Origin of the sequence: Leifsonia sp. ZF2019 (assembly GCF_019924635.1) — a bacterium.
In the GTDB taxonomy this organism is placed as follows: Bacteria; Actinomycetota; Actinomycetes; order Actinomycetales; family Microbacteriaceae; genus Leifsonia.
Window position 1 is genome coordinate 3,173,195 of sequence record NZ_CP065037.1, and the last position, 17,281, is coordinate 3,190,475.

15 protein-coding genes are annotated in these 17,281 nt (G+C 72.3%); 6 read left to right on the top strand and 9 right to left on the bottom strand.

Annotated features, from left to right (window positions below):
• Positions 1-34: 34 nt before the first annotated feature.
• Positions 35-1,276 carry a mannosyltransferase family protein gene (locus IT072_RS15645; RefSeq protein ID WP_223357776.1) on the bottom strand — a complete coding sequence of 414 codons (1,242 nt, stop codon included), beginning with the start codon at positions 1,274-1,276 and terminating at the stop codon, positions 35-37.
• Positions 1,277-1,336: 60 nt separating this feature from the next.
• On the opposite strand from IT072_RS15645, the gene IT072_RS15650 reads away from it, so the two are divergent.
• From IT072_RS15650 to IT072_RS15660, 3 genes are all read left to right on the top strand, one after another.
• Positions 1,337-2,323: an ROK family protein gene (locus IT072_RS15650; RefSeq protein ID WP_223357777.1), complete on the top strand. Its 987-nt coding sequence runs from the start codon at positions 1,337-1,339 to the stop codon at positions 2,321-2,323.
• 31 nt (positions 2,324-2,354) lie between these two features.
• Positions 2,355-3,512, top strand: coding sequence for an N-acetylglucosamine-6-phosphate deacetylase (nagA, locus tag IT072_RS15655; RefSeq protein WP_223357778.1), 1,158 nt, complete (start codon positions 2,355-2,357; stop codon positions 3,510-3,512).
• A gap of 272 nt (positions 3,513-3,784) precedes the next feature.
• Complete coding sequence (locus IT072_RS15660; protein WP_223357779.1) at positions 3,785-5,947, top strand: sigma-70 family RNA polymerase sigma factor; 2,163 nt, start codon at positions 3,785-3,787, stop codon at positions 5,945-5,947.
• A 21-nt stretch (positions 5,948-5,968) separates the two neighbouring features.
• On the opposite strand, the gene IT072_RS15665 is transcribed toward IT072_RS15660, so the two are convergent.
• The 3 genes from IT072_RS15665 to IT072_RS15675 form a co-directional block, all read right to left on the bottom strand.
• Positions 5,969-7,165: an MFS transporter gene (locus tag IT072_RS15665; protein WP_223357780.1), complete on the bottom strand. Its 1,197-nt coding sequence runs from the start codon at positions 7,163-7,165 to the stop codon at positions 5,969-5,971.
• Positions 7,166-7,334: 169 nt separating this feature from the next.
• A complete protein-coding gene (locus IT072_RS15670; protein ID WP_223357781.1) occupies positions 7,335-7,883 on the bottom strand; it encodes a cysteine hydrolase family protein in 549 nt (182 codons plus the stop codon).
• On the bottom strand, positions 7,880-9,364 hold the full coding sequence (locus IT072_RS15675; protein ID WP_223357782.1) for a purine-cytosine permease family protein: 1,485 nt from the start codon (positions 9,362-9,364) through the stop codon (positions 7,880-7,882). Before IT072_RS15675 ends, IT072_RS15670 begins: the two co-directional genes overlap by 4 nt.
• Before the next feature lie 84 nt (positions 9,365-9,448).
• Between IT072_RS15675 and purU the strand changes: the two genes are divergently transcribed.
• From purU to nagA (IT072_RS15690), 3 genes are read left to right on the top strand one after another with little or no spacing between them, the layout of a single operon-like run.
• Positions 9,449-10,339, top strand: coding sequence for a formyltetrahydrofolate deformylase (gene purU / locus IT072_RS15680; RefSeq protein WP_223357783.1), 891 nt, complete (start codon positions 9,449-9,451; stop codon positions 10,337-10,339).
• 43 nt (positions 10,340-10,382) lie between these two features.
• The gene (locus IT072_RS15685) at positions 10,383-10,745 is read left to right on the top strand and encodes a YrdB family protein (RefSeq protein ID WP_223357784.1); all 363 of its coding nucleotides are present in this window, start codon (positions 10,383-10,385) and stop codon (positions 10,743-10,745) included.
• Positions 10,742-11,896: an N-acetylglucosamine-6-phosphate deacetylase gene (nagA, locus tag IT072_RS15690; RefSeq protein ID WP_223357785.1), complete on the top strand. Its 1,155-nt coding sequence runs from the start codon at positions 10,742-10,744 to the stop codon at positions 11,894-11,896. The genes IT072_RS15685 and nagA (IT072_RS15690) overlap by 4 nt, the downstream gene beginning before the upstream one ends.
• A 252-nt stretch (positions 11,897-12,148) precedes the next feature.
• Here the strand turns inward: nagA (IT072_RS15690) and nagB are convergent, their stop codons facing one another.
• From nagB to IT072_RS15715, 5 genes are read right to left on the bottom strand one after another with little or no spacing between them, the layout of a single operon-like run.
• Positions 12,149-12,934 carry a glucosamine-6-phosphate deaminase gene (gene nagB / locus IT072_RS15695; RefSeq protein ID WP_223357786.1) on the bottom strand — a complete coding sequence of 262 codons (786 nt, stop codon included), beginning with the start codon at positions 12,932-12,934 and terminating at the stop codon, positions 12,149-12,151.
• Complete coding sequence (locus IT072_RS15700) at positions 12,927-13,829, bottom strand: ROK family protein (RefSeq protein ID WP_223357787.1); 903 nt, start codon at positions 13,827-13,829, stop codon at positions 12,927-12,929. Before IT072_RS15700 ends, nagB begins: the two co-directional genes overlap by 8 nt.
• Positions 13,826-15,364 carry a beta-N-acetylhexosaminidase gene (nagZ, locus tag IT072_RS15705; RefSeq protein ID WP_223357788.1) on the bottom strand — a complete coding sequence of 513 codons (1,539 nt, stop codon included), beginning with the start codon at positions 15,362-15,364 and terminating at the stop codon, positions 13,826-13,828. The genes IT072_RS15700 and nagZ overlap by 4 nt, the downstream gene beginning before the upstream one ends.
• The gene (locus tag IT072_RS15710) at positions 15,361-16,269 is read right to left on the bottom strand and encodes a carbohydrate ABC transporter permease (RefSeq protein ID WP_223357789.1); all 909 of its coding nucleotides are present in this window, start codon (positions 16,267-16,269) and stop codon (positions 15,361-15,363) included. The genes nagZ and IT072_RS15710 overlap by 4 nt, the downstream gene beginning before the upstream one ends.
• Complete coding sequence (locus tag IT072_RS15715; RefSeq protein WP_442786771.1) at positions 16,266-17,231, bottom strand: carbohydrate ABC transporter permease; 966 nt, start codon at positions 17,229-17,231, stop codon at positions 16,266-16,268. Before IT072_RS15715 ends, IT072_RS15710 begins: the two co-directional genes overlap by 4 nt.
• Positions 17,232-17,281: the final 50 nt, after the last annotated feature.

Below are 17,281 nucleotides of genomic sequence, written 5' to 3' on the forward strand. Positions count from 1 at the left end.
CGGGACCGAGGAAGCCAGGGGTAGCCGCGGAGGATCAGGGATAGCCGAGGAACCAGAGCAGGATCAACGCCACCGGCTGCAGGGCCACGCCGACCGCGAGCGCGATCGTCCGCGCCCGGGGGCTGTGGGTCAGGCCGCGCGCCCCGCCGAGCGGAGCGAGCGGCAGCAGGAGCCGGAAGAGGCTCTGCTGCGGCAGGAACACCGCCACCAGGTAGAGGCCGTAGCTCGCGGCGTAGGCGACGACCTCTGTGCCGAGCGCGCGCACGCCGCGGCGGGTCAGCACCCACACGAACCCGGCGAGAGCGGCGATCACCAGCAGCACACCTGCCACGCCCGCGTACTTCCAGGTGAACAGGAACCACGGCGTCAAGGGCACGAAGGAGACGTGCCCGATGAATCCCGTCCACCAGGAGAGCTCGGTCGAGACGTACGCGTCGGGCGCCCCCGTCGCTGCGGACGCGATGAGGGGCCAGGCCAGCCCGGCCGACGCGGTGACGGCGCCGGCGACCAGCACGGCGATGCGTTCGCGCCGGGGGAACTCCTCCCGTCCCCGTCGGTCCGCGAGCAGACGCACCACGAACACGACGGCCAGCGCCAGCGGGATGGCCAGCGCGCCCGGCTTGGCGAAGGCCGCAGCGACCGTGAGCGGGACCACGAGCCAGTACCGGCGGCGGATCATGGCCAGGAGCCCACCGAACATGAGCAGGAAGAACATGCTCTCCGCGTAGGTGATCTGCAACACGAACGAGAGCGGCCCGAAGCAGAAGAAGATCGTCGCCCACAGCGCGGACACCGTGCCGCCGCGCGCCAGTACGACGCGATACAGCACGAGGGCGGCGCCGGCGCCGCAGAGCACCGCGATCAGCACGCCCGCCGGGGCGAACGACAGCCCGGTCATCGCCATGAGGGCGCGCACCACGAGCGGGTAGAGCGGGAGGAACGCCCACGCGTTCTGCTCGACCTCGCCCGATCCGTCGACAGGCAGGGTGGTGGGATAGCCGCCGGTCGCGATCCGCTGGTAGAACGAGCCGTCCCACGAGCTGGAGAAGGTGAAGAACGTCGGGTCGTGCCGCGAGCTGGCGAAATGCCAGCCGCCGACGGTCGCCGCGACGTAGAGGGAGAGCATGAAGACGGTGGTCAGCAGCCGCGACGACGCGTAGACGATGAGGATCGCGCCCCACCACGGCAGGTCGCGGCCGAACAGGCGCACCCGTCCCCCGCGTGTGCGCGTACCGGCTCCCGGCCCGGGCGCTGTGCTCGTGATTCCCGCTGACATGCTCAGGGGGATGGTACTCCGGCGCACCGTGAGTGGCGACCGGGATGGGATCCTGTACATGTGAACGTACTCACCGATCCGTCTCCGGCCTCGCGTCACCCCGCCCTCCTCGGCCCCGGCCTCCCCGTCCTCGCGATCGACGTGGGAGGGACGGACATGAAGGCCGCCCTCGTCGACGCGGACGGCCGGATCGTCGAGATCCTGCGTCGGCCCACGCCGCACGAGGGCGCACGCACCGGGGAGGCCGTGGTGGAGGCGGTCGTCGCGATCGCCGGCGAGCTCCGGCTCGCCCACCCCGGGCTCGCACCGGCGGCCCTCGGGCTGCTGGTGCCCGGGCACGTCGACGACGCGCGCGGCGTGGGCGTCTTCGCCGAGAATCTGGGCTGGACCGAGTTCCCCTTCCGCGCGGCGGCCTCGCAGGCCCTGGGCATCCCGGTGTCGTTCAGCCATGACGTGCGCGGCGCCGGCGAGGCCGAGCAGCGCCTCGGAGCGGCGGCCCCGTATCGCGATGTCGTGGTGATGGCCATCGGCACCGGCATCGCCGGCGCGCTCTTCCTCGACGGCCGGCTGATCACCGGCGGTGGGCTGGTCGGCGAGATGGGGCATTCGAAGGTCGCCGACGGCCCGGTCTGCGCCTGCGGCGGCATCGGCTGCCTGGAGGCGGTGGCGTCGGCGGCCGCGATCGCCCGCCGGTACAACGCGGCGACCGGTGCGTCCGTGCCCGGAGCCCGCGAGGTGCTGGAGCGCGCCCGTGCCGGCGACCAGCACGCCGTCGCCGTCTGGGAGAGCGCCCTCGACGCCCTCGCGCTCGACCTCTCGCACACCGTCGCCCTGCTCTCCCCGGAAGCGGTCGTCATCGGCGGAGGCCTCTCCCAGGCCGGCGATGCACTGTTCGGCCCGCTCGCCGACCGGCTCGACCGCATCCTCACCTTCCAGCGGCGCCCTGTGCTGCTGCGCGCCAGCATCGGCGAGAACGCCGGTGTGATCGGGGCTGCGCTGCGCGCACGCGACCTGCTCGACGGCCCGGTACCGCGCCCGGAACGGTGAGCGCAGGGCGAGCGACGGTATCGTCGGTGCAATGACCGCGCACGTGATCCATTCCGCCCGCCTCGTCAGCGAGGGCCGCGTCGTCCACAACGGGTGGGTGCGCTTCGCGGGCGGCACCATCGTCGCGACCGGCGCGGGCGACGACTGGCGCGCGGCCGTCGCGGGCGAGGAGGCGGTCGTCACGGACGCCGACGGGGCCTGGGTCACACCCGGGTTCGTCGACATCCACGGGCACGGCGGCGCCACCGCCAGCTTCGACGACGGCCCCGAGAGCATCCGCCGCGCGCTCGACCTGCACGAGCGCCACGGAACGACACGCGCCGTCGTCTCCCTCGTGACGGCGCCCGTCTCGAATCTCGCCCGGAGCCTCCGGGAGATCGCGGCGCTGACCCGGTCGGACGCGCGGGTGCTCGGCTCCCACCTCGAAGGCCCGTTCCTCGATGTCGGCCACAAGGGCGCGCACGAGCCGAGTCTGCTGCGGGCGGCGACATCGTCCGACATCGACCTGCTGCTCGACGCCGCCGATGGCACCCTGCGCCAGATCACCCTCGCCCCGGAGCTGCCGGGCGGGCTGGACGCGGTCCGGGCCTTCCGCGCCGCAGGCACGGCCGTCGCCGTCGGGCACACGGCCGCCGACTACGCGCAGACCCTCGCCGCCTTCGAGGCCGGCGCGAGCATCCTCACCCACGCGTACAACGGGATGGACGGCGTGCATCACCGGGCACCGGGCCCGGTGGCGGCCGCGACCCGCACACCCGGCGTGACCCTCGAGGTCATCAACGACGGCGTGCACGTGCACCCCGAGGTCGTCCGCATGCTGTTCGCCGCCGCTCCCGGGCGCGTGGCGCTCATCACGGATGCGATGGCGGCCGCGGGCGCGGACGACGGCGACTACCTGCTCGGCTCGCTGGCGGTCGAGGTGCGCGACGGCGTCGCCCGGCTGGCGGAGGGCGGATCCATCGCCGGGTCGACTCTGACGCTCGACGACGCGCTGCGCCGCGCCGTCCTGGAGGTCGGCATCCCGGTCGAGGAAGCGGTGCTCGCGCTGACGCAGACCCCGGCGACGGCGATCGGCCGCGGTGACGACATGGGCCGCCTCGCCCCCGGATACGCCGCGGACGCCGTGGTGCTCGACGACGACTTCCGGGTGCTGCAGGTCTTCGCGGAGGGCGCGCCGGTCGCGCGCTGACGGTGACCCGGGGCCGGACCCTGTTTCCGGGTCCGGCCCTCGAGGCTCCCCTTCGTCGAGGGCGATCGGCGTTCGGGTCGCCGGTCATCCTCGAGCTCGTGCCGGTTCGGGTCCGGCACGTGCGGTGGTCTTTCCGCCCCCTGTGCGGTGGCCACGTCTGAAGAGACCGGGTCTTCCGCATTCCATGACGCCGGTTCCCGAAGTTTTTTCCAGAGATCCCACGGTCTGGATCGCACAGCCACTTCGCGGCCAGGATGCGCGACAATCGTGGGATGCGCGCCGTCCACGATCTCTCCGACCTCGAGCTCGTCGAGGCGACCCGTGGCGGCGACCGTGAGGCGTTCGCCGAACTCTGGCGACGCCACGCGCGGGCGGGTCTCACCGTCGCGCGGGCGCACAGCGACCTCGACGCCGACGACCTGGTGGCCGAGGCGTACGCCAAGATCTACCAGGCCATCGCCAACGGCCACGGCCCGACCTCCGGCTTCCGGGCCTACCTGTTCACGACCGTGCGCAGTGTGGCCGCCACCTGGGGGCGCCGCGCGCGCGAGACGCCCATCGATGACGCCGAGACCATCGAGGACCCGGCGTCGACCGAGGCCGCCGGGCTCGAAGCCCTCGACCGCTCCCTCACGGCGACCGCCTTCCGCACCCTCCCCACGCGCTGGCAGGAGGTGCTCTGGTACGGCGAGGTCGAGGGCATGAAGCCCGCCGAGATCGCCCCGCTGCTCGGGATGTCGGCGAACGCCGTCGCCGCTCTCGCCTACCGTGCCCGCGAGGGTCTCCGGCAGGCCTGGATCCAGGCGCACATCGCCGCAGTGCCGGAGGGGTCGGAGTGCCGGTGGACGACCGAGCGGCTGGGCGCGTACGCCCGGCACGGTCTCGGCAAGCGGGAGACCGCCAAGGTCGAGGCGCACCTGATCGACTGCGCGCGCTGCACGATCGTCGCTGCGGAGGCCAAGGATGTCGGATCCCGGATCGCCCTCGTTCTGCTCCCGCTCGTAGCGGGCGTCGGGGGCGCGACCGCGTATACGGCGTGGATGCAGACAGGAGCGCACACCGCGTCGTACGCGCTCGGCGCCGCCGGGGCCGCGATGCCGGCGGCCGCCACGGGCGGGACAGGATCGGCTCTCGCGCGCGGGCGCAGGCGCAGCGGGAGGCTCGGCCGCGGGTGCCGCGGGCGGCTCGTCGACGTCGGCCGGGGTGCCGCCGGCGCCGGCGCCGTGACCATTACGTCGTTCGCCGTCGGCGGGGTGCTCGTAGCGGCCGCCGTGGCTGCGGCCGCCGTTCTCGGCCCGTCGCTCTTCGCCCCCACGCCCGCCCCCACCAGCGCCGCGGTCGCCGGGCCCGCACAGCCCACCGCCCCGGCGCCCGCCGACGGTTCTGCGACGGCCGCGCCGACCGATCCTGCACCGGCCGCCCCCGCGCCGACCAGCCCCGCGCCGGTCGCCCCGTCCCCCGCCCTTCCAGCCCCGATCGACGCGCCGTCCACCCCCGCCGCTCCGCCTGCGCCCGCGCTGCCGGGAGGCGCGACGCCGACCACCCCCACCACACCGACCACCCCGACCGATCCCTCGGGGACCCGGCCGCAACCCCCGGCCCTGTCGAGCGCCTTCCCCGCGGACGGCTTCACGACCAACGCGCTCGCCATGGACGCCACCGGCACCGCCTCTCCGGACGCCGCAGTGACGGCGACTGCGGCTCCCGGCGGTGGCACGGGCATCCGCTCGGCGGCGGCCGCGGCGGCCACGCTGGGCAGCACCACCGCGGGCGCCGACGGCTCCTGGGGGCTCGGTCTGGATCTGGCCGGACTCGCCGACGGCACGTGGACGCTGTCGTTCACCCAGACGACCGCGGCCGGCACCTCCGACGCCGTGGCGCGCTCGATCGTCATCGATCGCACCGCGCTGCCGCCGACGATCGCGACCGTCGACACCGGGACCGGGGCGATCGCCGGCTACGCCGCGCCCATCGTCTCCGGCACGGCCGAGCCCGGTGCTTCGGTCGAGGTCTCCGACGGCGGAACGGTGCTCACCACGGTGACCGCGGCGGCCGACGGCTCGTGGACGACCGGGGAGCTGACTCACGTCGGGCAGGAGTTCGCGATCACCGCCCGCCAGACCGACGTGCTGGGCAATGTCTCCGCGTGGTCTGGTCCTACCACGGGGAGCGTTCTGGCGCCGTCGATCACGGCCACCGTCACTCAGTTCGACGTCGCGATGACCGCGTACGGCCGCCCGGACACCGGGCTTCTGCTGTATGTGAACGGCTCCCCCGCCGGGCTGACCCTGCGGACGGCGGCGGACGGAACCGCGGCGCAGACCTACGAGTGGGTCGGCCCTCCCGGCACGTACCGGCTCGGGTTCGGCTACGACTTCGGCGACCGGCACGGGATCGTGATGGACGCCCCGGTCACGTTCCCGGGGCTGCCGTAGCCATCGACAGCCGGTGTCGGCTCAGCCGGCCGCACTCGCCCGAGCGCCCATCCGCCCCACGATCAGCACCAGCACGAGCGACACCGCCAGCAGCACGATGTAGAGCACGGGCAGGAGCAGAAGACCGCCCGCATCGAAGACGAGCGAGCCGAGCAGCGCTCCGCCGCCGATCCCGATGTTGAACGACGTCGTGTAGAGCGCGCTGGCCGTGTCGCGGAACGCGGCGGACGAGGTGTGGAGCAGGCGTGTCTGGAGCAGCGGCGGCAGAGCGCCGAACGCCAGGCCCCACGCGATGAACGAGGCGAGGCCGAGCACCGGCTGCGCGGCGAAGACGGCGAGACCGGCGACCGCCGCACCCGTCACGACGAGCGCGAGGACCAGCCCGAGCTGCGGACGCGGCCCGAGCACCGAGCCGGCCAGCACGAGCCCTACCGCGCCGGCGATGCCGTAGACGAACAGGAGGGCGCCGACATCACCGGCGGCCACTCCCATCGGCCCAGTCAGGAACGGGACGACGAAGGTGTAGAACGAGTAGTGACCGACCATCGTGGCCGCGACGATCAGGCACACCATGACGACCGCGGAGATGGTGCGGTCGCGGGGGCGCGGCACGCTTCGGTCGCGCCGTCCCGCGGGGCTGTCGTCGTCGCGCTCGACCGCCGGGAGGAGCCGCCAGACGAGCACGGCCCCGACGAACATCAGCCCCGCGAGGACCCCGAACGAGAGCCGCCAGCCGAACACATGCCCGGCGAAGGTGGCCAGCGGCACCCCGAACACGAACGCGAGGGTGCCTCCGCCGAGGGTGATGGAGACGGCGCGGCCGATCTGCTCCGTGGGGACCAGGTGCCCGGCGTACGCCCCGACGATCGACCAGAACATCCCGTGGGCGACGCCGCCGACGATGCGCGAGACGACGACCCAGGCGTAATCGGGCGACACAGCGGTGAGCAGGTTCGAGAGCCCGAGCACCACCAGGACGCCCACGATCATCCCGTGCCGCGGCCACCGTTTGGTGAGCGCGGTGAGCGGAGTGCTCGTGATGACGACGGTGAAGGCGAAGACCGTGACCAGGAGTCCGATCTGCGCCTCGCTCACCCCGAGCGCGGCGCTCATGTCGGGCAGGAGCCCGGTCGGGATCATCTCGCTCGTGATCGAGAGGAACACGGCGGCGGCGAGCGCGAGCAGGCCCACCCAGGGGAACTTCGGAACGGTTGCCAATGGCGACGTTGAAGAGGCAGTCATGACGGTGCTGTCCAACGAACGGCGTTCCCCGCCCATTCCGGCCGGTCAACTGGCGGGAGGAGTCCTCCGAGGAAGGAGGGGCGGGTCGACTACGCGCCCATGTGCGCGCCCAGGGCCGTGCGGGAACCGCCGACCAGGGACGAGTCTACCGGAGGCCGGCGAGGATGGCGGTGGTCGTCTCGATCTCGATGAGCGGTGCGTAGAGCGCCATCGCGTCGAGCGCGCGGCGGTGGTCGGCCTCGGTCAGGCCGGCGCACGCGTCGGCAGCGACGCGCACGTGCACGCCGGCGTCGGAGGCGGGAAGCGCGGTCGACAGCACGCAGCAGTCGGTGGAGACGCCGGCCAGGACGATCTCGTCCGCTCCCCGGAGCGCCTCCCGGAGGGAGGGACCCCACTTGCCGAAGGTCGTCTCGGTGACGACCGGATGCCCGGTGTCGCGGAAGGCGGGGACGAGGTCGTAGAGCGGGTCGTCGGGCGGCACGAGCGCGAACGGCCACTCCTCGTAGTAGCGCACCCATGCCCCGCGCGGCGCCCGGGGCGCGGTGAACCGGGTGAAGACGACACGATCGCCGAACGCCGGCAGGAGCCGCGCGACGCCGGTCTCGGCCTCGGCGAACCCCGGCGTGAACCAGCCGCTCGCCGGATCGCCGAACACCTGCTGCATATCGACGACGACCAGGACGGGCGCACTCACCGCTCCTCCTGGCGCCGGATCGAGGCGCGCGAGAAGAGCGCCGTGCCGACGAAGCCGATCACGAGCGCGACGAGCACGCCGAGGTTGGCGTAGGCCCAGTCGCCCTTCGTTCCTCCGAGCCCGAGCGGGCCGAGGAGGTAGCCCTGCCAGCCGAGCCAGGACGCCGCGGTGTTCGTCACAAGGCCCCAGCCGATCGCGGTGCCGACCACGATGAGCGCGATGGGCAGCCACCGCACCGACCCGTAGCGACCGCGCGGGTCGTAGAGCTCCGCCTCCGCGTAGTCCTTCCTGCGCAGGGCGATGTCGGCGACGAAGATGCCGCACCACGCGGCGATCGGCACCCCGAGGGTGATCAGGAAGCCCTGGAACGGTCCGAGGAAATCACCCGCGAAGAAGACCACGTAGATCGCACCGGCGGTCATGATGACGCCGTCGATCCCGGCCGCGATGTAACGCGGCACGCGCACACCCACGCTGAGGAGCGCCAGGCCGGACGAGTAGATGTCGAGGACCGCGCCGCCGACGAGCCCCAGCACGGCGACGATCACGAAGGGGACCAGGAACCAGGTCGGCAGCAGGGAGGCCAGTGCCCCGATCGGATCGGCCGCGATCTTCTCCGACAGCGACGGCGACGACCCTGCGAGCAGGATCCCGAACACCAGCAGGACGACGGGCGCCAGGGACGACCCGAACGTCGTCCAGCCGACGACGCCACCGCTGCGGGTGCCGCGTGGCAGGTACCGCGAGTAGTCCGCGGCCGCGTTCACCCAGCCGAGCCCGAAGCCGGTGAGCATGAAGACGAACCCGCCGATCACATGCGGCGCATCGCCCGCCGGGAGCGCACCGACCGCGCCGAGGTCGATGTGGCCGAGCACCAGGGCGATGTAGAGCAGGGTGAGCACACCGGTCACGACCGTGATGATCATCTGCATGCGCATGATCAGGTGGAAGCCGATCACGCCGCCGACCACGACGAGCGCGACCACGACGACGAGGGCCACGATCTTCGTGACGACCCCGCCCTCCCAGCCGAGCTGCTCGAACACGGTGGCCGTCGCCAGGACCGCCAGCGCGGTGAGGACCGTCTCCCACCCGACGGTCAGCAGCCAGGAGAGCAGGGAGGGGACGCGGTTGCCGTTCACGCCGAACACCGCGCGGCTGAGCACCATGGTCGGGGCCGAGCCGCGCTTGCCTGCGAGCGCGATCACGCCGCAGAGCAGGAACGACGCGACGATCCCCACCACGCCGACGAGGGTGGCCTGCCAGAACGAGATCCCGAAGCCGAGCAGGAACGAGCCGTAGCTGAGTCCGAAGACCGACACATTGGCGCCGAACCACGGCCAGAACAGGCTGCTCGCGCGCCCCTTCCGCTCGCTCTCGTCGATGGTGTTGAGGCCGTTGAGCTCGACGCCGAAGGCCGAGCCGGGCGCGGGCAGGGAGGCGGGCGCCCGGTCGGGCGCGTCCTCGCCGGTGCTGGTCATGCACCGATCCAAGTGCACGCGCCGTCGCCCGTCAACAGCCGAGGACGGCGCGGAACCTCCTCGACGGAGCGATATCCTGAGCCGATGACCGCGAGCGCGACCTCCCCCACCCCCGCTTCCCCCGGCCACGCCAACCACTGGGTGCTGACGTTCAGCTGCGCCGACCAGCCCGGGATCGTGCACGCGGTGAGCGGGGCCATCGTGGCCGCGCGCGGCAACATCACCGAGAGCCAGCAGTTCGCGAGCCTCGACACCGGGCGCTTCTTCATGCGCCTGCAGGTGGAGTCGGGCGCGAGCCGCGCGGAGTTCGAGAGCGCGCTCGCACCGGTCGTGGAGCGGTTCGGGATGACGCACCGCGTCGACTTCGTCGGTCGCCCGCTGCGCACCCTGGTGCTCGTGTCGACGGCCGCCCACTGCCTCAACGACCTCCTCTTCCGCCAGCGCGCCGGCCAGCTGCCTGTCGAGATCCCGCTCGTGCTGTCCAACCACGGCACGTTGCGCGACCTCGCCGGGTTCTACGGCGTGCCGTTCGAATCGCAGCCCGTGACGGACGCGGAGTCGAAGGCCGCCTTCGAGGAGCGCGTGCTGGCCGCGGTCGAGGAGCACGACATCGAGCTGGTCGTGCTCGCCCGCTACATGCAGATCCTGTCGCCGGAGCTGTGCGAGAAGCTCGCCGGACGCGCGATCAACATCCACCACTCCTTCCTCCCGGGGTTCAAGGGCGCCAATCCGTACCGGCAGGCGCACGCCCGCGGCGTGAAGCTGATCGGCGCGACGGCCCACTTCGTGACGAGCGACCTCGACGAGGGGCCGATCATCGAGCAGAACGTCGTTCGGGTGGATCACGCGCAGACGGTGCAGCAGCTCGTGGCGATCGGTCAGGACGAGGAGAGCCGCACCCTCACCCAGGCCGTGAAGTGGTTCGCGGAGGACCGCGTGCTGCTCGACGGCGCACGCACCATCATCTTCCGCTGACGCCCGCGCCCGCCCAGCAGGAGGCGGCCGGTAGACTGGGCCGGTGACTCCCGTGCAAGACCAGCAGGCCCGCCTCCGCATCGGACCGAACGACATCCTCCGGTTCGTGCTCGAGCTGTTCGCCGTGGTCTCGCTCGGAATCTGGGGATTCGTCGCCTGGCCCCTGCCGTGGAACGTCGTGTTCGGCATCGCGACGCCGGCCGTCGCCCTCCTGCTCTGGGCGCTGTTCCGCTCCCCCAAGGCCGTCCTGCACGTCGACGCCCTCGTGAAGGCCCTGGTCGAAGTGCTCGTCATGGGCGCCGCGGCGTTCGCGTGGTGGGATCTCGGACAGCCGATCGTCGCCCTCGTGTTCGCGGTGATCGCGACGGTCAGCGGCGTGATCAACGGGCGGCGCGAGTTCGCATGACCCGGCTCGTCGTCCACGACGCCCGCAAAGTGGATGCGGACGGGCTGGTCGACGAGTTCTGGCTGATCGCCGAGCGCGGCACGATCGTCGCCACCGGCTCCGGCACGGGCTGGCACGAGGCTGCCCGCTCGCCCGGCGCGACCGTGATCGACGCGGGCGGGCACTGGCTCACCCCCGGCTTCGTCGACCTGCACTGCCACGGCGGAGGCGGCCATCCGTATGACGACGGGCCGGAGGAGATGATCGCCGCTCTGGCGACGCATCGCGCGCACGGCACGACGCGCTCCCTCGTCTCGCACGTCGCGAATCCCCTCGCCTCTCTGCGCGAGAGCCTTGCCATCGTCGCCGACCTGGCGGCCTCCGACCCGCTCGTGCTCGGCTCGCACCTCGAAGGCCCGTTCCTGGCCGTCGAGCGGCGGGGCGCCCACGACGCGGACTTCCTGCGAGAGCCGGGGCCCGCCACGGTGGAGGAGCTGATCGGCGCCGCGCGCGGCACACTCCGCACGGCCACCATCGCCCCCGAGCTGCCCAATGCCCTGGAGGCGATCGGCGTGCTCATCGAGGCCGGCGTGGTCGTCGGCGTGGGGCACACCGCGGCCGACTACGACCAGGCGTCCCGCGCCTTCGAGGTCGGCGCGCGCCTCCTGACGCACGCCTTCAACGCCATGAACGGCATCCACCACCGCGCGCCCGGCCCGGTCATGGCGGCGATCGACAACCCCGAGGTCACGCTCGAGCTGATCCTCGACGGGCTCCACGTGCACCCATCGGTCGCGCGCTTGCTCTTCACGGCCGCGCCGGGGCGCGTCGCCCTGGTGACGGACGCCATGGCGGCCGCGGGCGCGAACGACGGCGACTACCGTCTCGGCGGTCTGAACGTCACCGTCAGGGACGGCCTCGCCGTGCTGTCGGGCACCTCGACGATCGCAGGCTCAACCCTCACCCAGGACGCCGCCCTGCGCGTCGCCGTCGGACCGGTCGGCCTCGACCCGGTGCACGCCGTCACGGCGCTGACGCTCACTCCCGCACGCCTCCTGGGGGAGGACCACCGTTTCGGCCGCCTCCACCCGGGCTACGCCGCGGACGCCGTGCTGCTCGACCACGAATGGCACGTGCGCTCGGTGGTCGCCGACGGGCGCGTCCTGCGCTGACGCGGCCGTCCCGCCCCGCAATCGGCCGGCGCGGCCCCGTAACTCCGGCGTTCGCTGATCCCGCGGCCGAAAACACCGTCCACACGGCGAGGCCACCCGCGTGTCGTGGCCGACTTCCGGAGTTGCCCGGCCACGCCCAAAACACCGGAACTCCGGAGGTCAGTCGCGACACGCTGGGCGATCCACCGTTCGAACGGAGGTTCGCCCCGTGCCGGGCCCGATCACCGGAGTTCCGGGGAGCGCGGACGCGTCCTACAGCTTCTGCCAGGCGGGCTTGTTCGCATAGGCGTAGCGGTAATAGTCGAGGTTTCGCAGCTGCGAGGCGGCGGCTTCGTCGACGAGCACCGTCACGTGCGGGTGGAGCTGGATGGCCGAGCCCGGATTGGCGGCCGACACCGGACCCTCCACCGCACCCGCGAGCGCCTCGGCCTTGCCCTCGCCGAACGCGAGCAGCAGCAGGTGGCGCGCCTTGAGGATGGTCGAGAGGCCCTGGGTGATGCAGTGCATGGGGACGTCGGCCTCGGAGTCGAAGAAGCGGGCGTTGTCCTTGCGGGTCTGCTCGGTCAAGGTCTTGACGCGGGTGATCGACGCGAACGACGAGCCGGGCTCGTTGAAGCCGATGTGACCGTCGGTTCCGATGCCGAGGATCTGCACGTCGACGCCGCCGGACTCGGCGATCGCCTTCTCGTAGTCGAGGCCCGCGTGCTCGATGGTCTCCCGTGCACCGTTGGGCACGTGGATGAGCGACGGGGTCAGCCCGAGGGGCTCGACGACCTCGCGGTGGATGACCGAACGGTACGACTCGGGGTGCCCGGCGGGCAGCCCGACGTACTCGTCGAGCGCGTACCCGCGCACGTGCGAGACGTCGACGCCGCGCTCGGCGACCAGGGATGCCAGCGCCCGGTACACGGGCAGCGGGGTCGACCCGGTCGCGAGCCCGAGCACCGCGTCCGGCTTGCCGGAGATCAGCTCCACGATGCTCTCCGCGGCCAGGGCGCCCGCGGCGGCCTGATCCTTCACGACGACGACTTCAGCCACTTGTTCCTCCTACGATCGCGGCCCCGAGGGCGGCGACTGGTGATCCTGCGGGAACGAGGCGCGCGCGCTGCGGCAGCGCCAGCGAGGCGAGGAACGGCGATGTCCGTCCCCAGCGCTCGAGCACCTCGTGGACATCGCCGAGCAGCGGGTCGCCCAGGTGACTCAGGCCGCCACCGATCACCACGGTGTCGACGTCGACGGTCAGCACCAGGACGCGCACTGCGGCAGCGATGCCCTCGGCCAGCCTATCCTTGATCGCCTGCGCCTCGCGGTCGCCGTCGGCCGCCGCGGCGAACAACGCGCGTGCGGGGATGGGGTCGTCGGTGCGCCACTGGCGTGCGATCGCGGATCCGCTCGCGACCGTCTCGAGGCAGCCGCGCTGCCCGCACGCGCACACGGCGCCGGCCGGGTCGACGGGCAGGTGACCGATCTCGCCGGCGATACCCGTCGCTCCCCGCCACAGGCGGCCGTCCACCACGATGCCCGCCGCCATCCCGGTGCCGAGGTTGAGGTAGGCCATGGTGCCGTCGAGACCGAGCACATCGTAGGCGCCGAGAGAGGCCGCCTTCACGTCGTTCTCGATCCGCACGCCGACGCCGAGCCGGTCGGCCAGGGCGCCGCCGAGGGGCAGACGGTCGACCCCGAGGTTGACAGCGTGCGCGACCTCGCCGGAGGCGGTGTCGACCAGTCCGGGGATGCCGATGCCGATGGAGGCGAAGCCCCGCACGTCGATGCCGGTCAACTCGCCGATGCGCGCGACCGCGGTCACAGCGGTCTCGACGACCGCGGCGTGCCCGAAGCCGGTCGCGAGGCGGATGCGCTGCGCGAGCGCGCCGCTCTCGTCGACGGCGACCGCGTCGGTCTTGGTGCCGCCGATGTCGATGCCCAGCCTCATGAGCCGGGTCCGAGCAGGTCGAGCAGCGCCCGGCCCAGCAGGCGGGACCCGCCGTAGGTGGCGATGTCGGCATAGCGGCGGTCATCCGCCGGCCAGCCCATGTCGACCACGAGCACGTCGGCGTCGGAGGCACGCAGGCGGTCGATCGCCGCGCGGGCGAAGGCGTGACGGTGGTTGTCCTTGCCGATCACGACGATCGCTCCGGCGGGCGGCATCGACGGGGCGGGATCGCCCTCCGCCAGCACGACGGTCGGACGGGAGGAGAACGCGACGGATGCGCTTGCGTCCGGTTCGGCCGCCGCTTCGGCGAACGGTCCCCACGGAGCCGTCCCGACCGCGATGTTGGCGACGGTCTCCAGCCTCACCACCGTGTAGTCGTAGTGTCCGGCTTCCCGCCACCGCCGAGCGCCGTCCGTCAGGTCGAACGCCGCGACGACCGCCGCGACCTCCGCGGAGTCGAGGTCGGCGGGGTCGACCACCGAGCCGGCGCCGGACACGGCCTCCCCGTCCTCCGCGCGCAGGTCGGTCGCGAGGCGGAGCACACGCCCCGCCGCCTGCGCGACGCGGTCGGCGGAGAGCCGGCCCTGGCCGATCGCGGCGGCGACGGCCCGCTCGATGGCGGCGAGCTGCTCGTCCGTGTTCTCCGTGCCCAGGCACAGGAGGTCGCAGCCCGCGGCGAGCGCCAGCACCGCCGCCTCCGGAATGCCCCGCTCTCCGCTCGCGCCGTGCATGTCGAGGGCGTCGGTCACGACCACACCGTCGAAGCCCAGCTCACCGCGCAGCAGCCCGTCGACGACAGGGGTGCTGAACGTCGCGGGCTGGGCCGCGTCGAGCTGCGGGAGGAGGATGTGGGACGTCATGACCGTGCGGGTCCCCGCCTCGACGGCCGCGCGGAACGGCACCAGCTCGCGGTCGCGGAGCTCGGCGGCGGAGCGGTCGACGACCGGCAGCTCGAGGTGCGAGTCCTGGTCCGTGTCCCCGTGTCCCGGGAAGTGCTTCGCGCACGCCGCGACGCCGGCGGCCTGGAGGCCGCGCACCCAGGCCGCGCCGTGCTCGGCGACCACCGTGGGGGATGTGCCGAAGCTGCGGACGCCGATGACGGGGTTGTCCGGGTTGGAGTTGATGTCGACGTCGGGGGCGAAGTCGAGGTTCACGCCGACGGCGCGCAGTTCGGCTCCGACCCGCCGGGCGACCTCCTCGGTGCGGCCGGTGTCGGCGAGGCGGCCGAGGACAGCGTTGCCCGGGTAGGGCGACCCGGTCGCGTAGTGCAGCCGGGTGACGTCTCCACCCTCCTCGTCGATCGCGACGATCGCGTCGGGATTGGCCGCGTAGATCGCATCCGTGAGGGCGCGCAGCTGGGCGGCCGAGACGATGTTCGGGCCGAAGAGGCACACGCCGCCGAGGCCGTCGCGCAGCCGCCGTTCCAGCCAGTCCGGCAGCGTCGTGCCGACGAATCCGGGGAGGAGGGTGGCGGCGATGCGGTGCGCGAGGGCGGGGTCGAGGAGGCGGGGTTCGGCGGCGGCCGTGCCGGTCACCCCTTCACCGCCCCGCTGACGAGCCCGCTGGTCATCCGGCCCTGCACGATCAGGAAGAAGATGATGACGGGGACCGCCACCAGGGTGGACGCGGCCATGACCTGGCCCCAGTCGGTCGCGCGCGAGGCGGACTGCTGGATGAAGCCGCGCAGCCACAGCGGGAGCGTCTGGCTGCTGTTCTCCTGCAGGATGACCAGCGCGACGGTGAACTCGTTCCAGGCCTGCAGGAACGCGTACACGCCCGAGGCGACGAGGCCCGGCGCCAGCAGCGGGAAGGTGATGCGCAGAAAGGCCTGCGTGCGGCTCAGGCCGTCCACCATCGCCGCTTCCTCCAGGTCGGCGGGGATGCCCGCGACGAAGCCGCGCAGCATCCAGATCGTGAACGGCACGACCGCCGCGATGTAGAGGATGCTGACGCCGATGACGGAGTTGAGCAGGCCGAGGCTGCCCATCAGCTTGTACTGCGCGATGAAGAGACCCTCCGCGGGGAGCATCTGGATCAGCAGCACGGCCAGCACGAACGACGTGCGCCCGCGGAACCGGAAGCGGCTGATCGCCAGCGCCGCGAGGAACGCGAACGCCAGGCACACCACCACCGTGATGAGCGCGATGGTCAGGCTCATCCCGAGGGCGGGGAAGAACGTGCCCCCGGCGATCACGGCGGTGAAGTTGTCGAACGAGCCGCCGAACGGCAGCCAGGTCGGCGTGGTGTTCTGCAGCACGACGTTCGGCAGCAGTGACGAGTTGACCATCCAGTAGACCGGGAAGACCCAGATCAGGGCGATCACGACGGCGACGACGCCGAGCACGACGCGGCCCGGCCGCACCTTCTGGCGCAGCCTGCGGGCGGGCGCCGTCTGGGCGGCGGTGGCGGATGCGGTGGATGCGGTCGACGCGGTGGTCACGACTCGTCCTCCTTGATCAGCGAGCGGACGTAGAACCAGCTCAGGGCGACGGTCAGGATGAGCACGAACACCGAGACGGCGCTCGCCATCGCGAAGTCGCTCGACCCGACGCCGAGCTGGTAGATGTAGGTGCCGAGCAGGTTGGTCTCGCTCGCGATGGAGCCCTTGTCCTGCAGCAGCTTGATCTGGGTGAAGACGCGCAGATCCCAGATGATCTGGAGCAGCAGCACGATGCCGAGCACCGGGCGGATCATCGGCAGGATGATGTAGCGCAGGCGCTGGAAGCCCTTCGCGCCGTCCATCTGGGCGGCCTCGAGCACCTCGCTCGAGACCTGAGTGAGTCCGGCGTAGACCGAGAAGGCGACGAACGGGACGCTCATCCACACCACGATGACCATCGCGACGAAGAAGAACGAGAGCGGGTTCTGCAGCCAGTTGTGGCCCTGGAAGTCCAGGCCCCACGAGCTGAGGACGGTGTTGATGAGGCCGCGACGCCAGTCGAACAGCCAGTTCCAGACGGTCATCGCGGCCACGACGGGCATCGCCCAGGCCAGCAGCAGCGCGATCTGGAGGATGACGCGGACGACCGCGTGCACGCCGGTCATGATCAGGGCAAGGCCGACCCCGATCACCACGGTGACCGCGGCGGTGACCAGGCAGAACGCGATCGACCGGGCGACCACGATCCACATGTACGGATCGGAGAACAGGGTCACGTAGTTGTCGAACCACACGAACGGCGCGGGCTGACCGAACTGCTGCGCGAGGCCGAAGTGCTGCATCGAGGTGATGAGCTGCCACACGATCGGGTAGCCGAGGGCGAGCAGCAGGATGGCGATGGCGGGCAGGATCAGCACGTACGGGGCGAGCTGCCGCTTGCGGGGGCGGGCGGCCGGCTTCGGCGAGTGCGCCGGGCGGGCCGGACGGCCGGTCGCCGCAGGGGCCTCCTGAGTGGTGGTCACGTCGGTCCTCCTTCCGAGAATTCTGGGGGCAGGAGCGAGGGCGCGGAAGA

Excerpts from the sequence above, each read along its gene's own strand:
- IT072_RS15645 (WP_223357776.1), bottom strand. The coding sequence starts at position 1,276 with ATGTCAGCGGGAATCACGAGCACAGCGCCCGGGCCGGGAGCCGGTACG.
- nagA (WP_223357778.1), top strand. The coding sequence starts at position 2,355 with ATGACCGCGCACGTGATCCATTCCGCCCGCCTCGTCAGCGAGGGCCGC.
- IT072_RS15660 (WP_223357779.1), top strand. The coding sequence starts at position 3,785 with ATGCGCGCCGTCCACGATCTCTCCGACCTCGAGCTCGTCGAGGCGACC.
- IT072_RS15675 (WP_223357782.1), bottom strand. The coding sequence starts at position 9,364 with ATGACCAGCACCGGCGAGGACGCGCCCGACCGGGCGCCCGCCTCCCTG.
- purU (WP_223357783.1), top strand. The coding sequence starts at position 9,449 with ATGACCGCGAGCGCGACCTCCCCCACCCCCGCTTCCCCCGGCCACGCC.
- nagA (WP_223357785.1), top strand. The coding sequence starts at position 10,742 with ATGACCCGGCTCGTCGTCCACGACGCCCGCAAAGTGGATGCGGACGGG.
- IT072_RS15700 (WP_223357787.1), bottom strand. The coding sequence starts at position 13,829 with ATGAGGCTGGGCATCGACATCGGCGGCACCAAGACCGACGCGGTCGCC.